This is a genomic window from Streptococcus sp. GMD1S (assembly GCF_000296875.1).
Classification (GTDB): domain Bacteria; phylum Bacillota; class Bacilli; order Lactobacillales; family Streptococcaceae; genus Streptococcus.
The window spans coordinates 1-2,418 of the sequence record NZ_AJQY01000348.1 but is presented as its reverse complement, the minus strand read 5'-3'; the positions used below and the strand labels follow the sequence as shown (position 1 = coordinate 2,418).

The 2,418-nt window shown below is 42.1% G+C and carries 6 protein-coding genes and 1 pseudogene; all 7 read right to left on the bottom strand.

The window, feature by feature from the left end; translation table 11 throughout:
• Nucleotides 1-2: 2 nt before the first annotated feature.
• A complete protein-coding gene (gene rplN, locus GMD1S_RS10145) occupies nucleotides 3-371 on the bottom strand; it encodes a 50S ribosomal protein L14 (RefSeq protein ID WP_000616545.1) in 369 nt (122 codons plus the stop codon).
• A 25-nt stretch (nucleotides 372-396) separates the two neighbouring features.
• Nucleotides 397-657 (bottom strand): 30S ribosomal protein S17, encoded by a 261-nt coding sequence (gene rpsQ / locus GMD1S_RS10140; protein ID WP_000440801.1) that lies wholly within the window; start codon nucleotides 655-657, stop codon nucleotides 397-399.
• Nucleotides 658-681: 24 nt separating this feature from the next.
• Entirely contained in the window at nucleotides 682-888 is a 207-nt protein-coding gene (gene rpmC / locus GMD1S_RS10135) for a 50S ribosomal protein L29 (RefSeq protein ID WP_000772918.1), read from the bottom strand.
• Between the two features lie 9 nt (nucleotides 889-897).
• On the bottom strand, nucleotides 898-1,311 hold the full coding sequence (rplP, locus tag GMD1S_RS10130) for a 50S ribosomal protein L16 (RefSeq protein WP_000960946.1): 414 nt from the start codon (nucleotides 1,309-1,311) through the stop codon (nucleotides 898-900).
• A gap of 3 nt (nucleotides 1,312-1,314) precedes the next feature.
• Nucleotides 1,315-1,968, bottom strand: a complete 654-nt coding sequence (gene rpsC / locus GMD1S_RS10125; protein WP_000529936.1) for a 30S ribosomal protein S3 — start codon at nucleotides 1,966-1,968, stop codon at nucleotides 1,315-1,317.
• A 12-nt stretch (nucleotides 1,969-1,980) separates the two neighbouring features.
• Nucleotides 1,981-2,325 (bottom strand): 50S ribosomal protein L22, encoded by a 345-nt coding sequence (gene rplV / locus GMD1S_RS10120; protein ID WP_000818137.1) that lies wholly within the window; start codon nucleotides 2,323-2,325, stop codon nucleotides 1,981-1,983.
• A gap of 11 nt (nucleotides 2,326-2,336) precedes the next feature.
• Nucleotides 2,337-2,418 (bottom strand): annotated as a pseudogene (locus GMD1S_RS10115) (30S ribosomal protein S19); the annotation flags it as partial.

Below are 2,418 nucleotides of genomic sequence, written 5' to 3'. Positions count from 1 at the left end.
AATTAAAGTACTTCTGGAGCAAGTGACACGATCTTCATGAAGCCACCTTCACGCAATTCACGTGCAACTGGGCCAAAGATACGTGTTCCGCGAGGAGTTTTGTCTTCACGGATGATAACTGCTGCATTTTCGTCAAATTTGATGTATGAACCATCAGCACGACGAGCACCTGATTTAGTACGAACGATAACAGCTTTTACAACGTCACCTTTTTTAACCGCACCACCAGGAGTAGCTTGTTTTACAGATGCCACGATAACATCACCGATGTTTGCAAATTTACGTCCTGAACCACCAAGAACTTTGATAGTCAAGATTTCGCGCGCACCGCTGTTGTCTGCGACTTTCAAACGAGTTTCTGTTTGAATCATTTCAGTTTTCTCCTTTCAGGTTTGATTAGATGATGACCGCTTCTTCAACAACTTCTACAAGACGGAAACGTTTTGTAGCTGAAAGCGGACGAGTTTCCATGATACGTACGATATCGCCTTCTTTGGCAACATTGTTTTCATCATGTGCTTTGTATTTCTTAGAGTAGTTAATACGTTTACCATAGACTGGGTGGTTACGTTTTGTTTCAACTACAACTGTGATTGTCTTGTCCATTTTGTCAGATACAACACGTCCAACAAGAACTTTACGATTATTGCGTTCCATTGAAATTTCTCCTTCCCTAGTCTATTATTTCGCTTCAGATTGAACTGTTTTGATACGAGCGATTTGTTTTTTAACTTCTTTCAAGCGAGCTGTTTGTTCCAATTGACCAGTAGCAGCTTGGAAACGAAGTTCAAACAATTCTTTTTTCAATTCGTTTTCGCGCTTCGCGAGTTCTTCTTGAGAAAGACCACGAAGTTCTTTAACAAATTCTTTTACTTCATTAAGTTTCATGCCTTCTCCTTATTCTGCTTCACGTTTTACGAATTTACATTTAACTGGCAATTTGTGGCTTGCAAGACGAAGCGCTTCGCGAGCGATCTCTTCAGATACACCAGCGATTTCGAACATCACTTTACCACGTTTAACTGGTGCTACCCAACCTTCAGGCGCCCCTTTACCAGATCCCATACGCACACCGATAGCTTTAGCAGTGTATGATTTGTGTGGGAAGATTTTAATCCAAACTTTACCACCACGTTTCATGTAACGAGTCATGGCGATACGAGCAGCTTCGATTTGGCGGTTAGTGATCCAGTGGCTAGTTGTAGCTTGAAGACCGTATTCACCGAATGCTACTTCTTTTCCACCTTTTGCTTCACCGCGCATTTTTCCACGGAATTCACGACGGTGTTTAACACGTTTAGGTACTAACATTGGTTATTTACCTCCTTTAGTGTTTTTACGAGCTGGAAGAACTTCACCACGGTAGATCCATACTTTAACACCAAGTTTACCGTATGTAGTATCTGCTTCTTCCCAAGCGTAATCGATATCTGCACGAAGTGTGTGAAGTGGAACAGTTCCTTCAGAGTATCCTTCAGCACGGGCGATATCTGCACCGTTCAAACGACCTGATACTTGAGTTTTAATTCCTTTAGCTCCAGCACGCATTGCACGTTGGATTGCTTGTTTTTGTGCACGACGGAAAGCAACACGTTGCTCCAATTGACGAGCAATTCCTTCACCTACAAGGTGAGCATCCAAATCAGGTTGTTTGATTTCGATGATGTTGATGTGTACTTGTTTTCCAGTCAATTTGTTAAGTTTTGCACGGAGTGCATCAACGTTAGCACCACCTTTACCGATAACCATACCTGGTTTAGCAGTGTGAAGTGAAACGTTAACTTTGTTTACTGCGCGTTCAATTTCGATAGTTGAAACTGCTGCGTCAGCAAGTTCTTTTTGAACGAATTTACGGATTGCAAGATCTTCATGAAGGTAATCCGCGTATTCTTTTTCAGCATACCATTTGGCATCCCAATCACGGATGATGCCGACACGCATACCAATTGGATGTACTTTTTGACCCACGATGTTACCTCCTTATTTTTCTGCAACAGCCACAGTGATGTGAGCTGTACGTTTGTTGATTGGTGAAGCTGAACCTTTCGCACGTGGACGGAAACGTTTCATAGTTGGTCCTTCGTTTGCGAATGCTTCAGATACTACCAAGTTAGCTTTGTCCAAACCAAAGTTGTTTTCAGCGTTAGCTACAGCTGAATTCAAAACTTTCAAGATGATTTCAGCAGCTTTGTTTGGTGTGAATGTCAAGATTGCAATAGCATCGGCTACGCTTTTACCACGGATGTTGTCAAGAACAAGACGTGATTTACGAGGTGAAACACGTACTGTACGAGCCATTGCTTTAGCTGAAGTAATTTCTGCCATTTATGTTCTCCTTATTTTCTACGTGTTTTCTTGTCGTCTGCAGCGTGACCCTTGTAAGTACGAGTTGGTGCAAATTCACCAAGTTTGTGACCT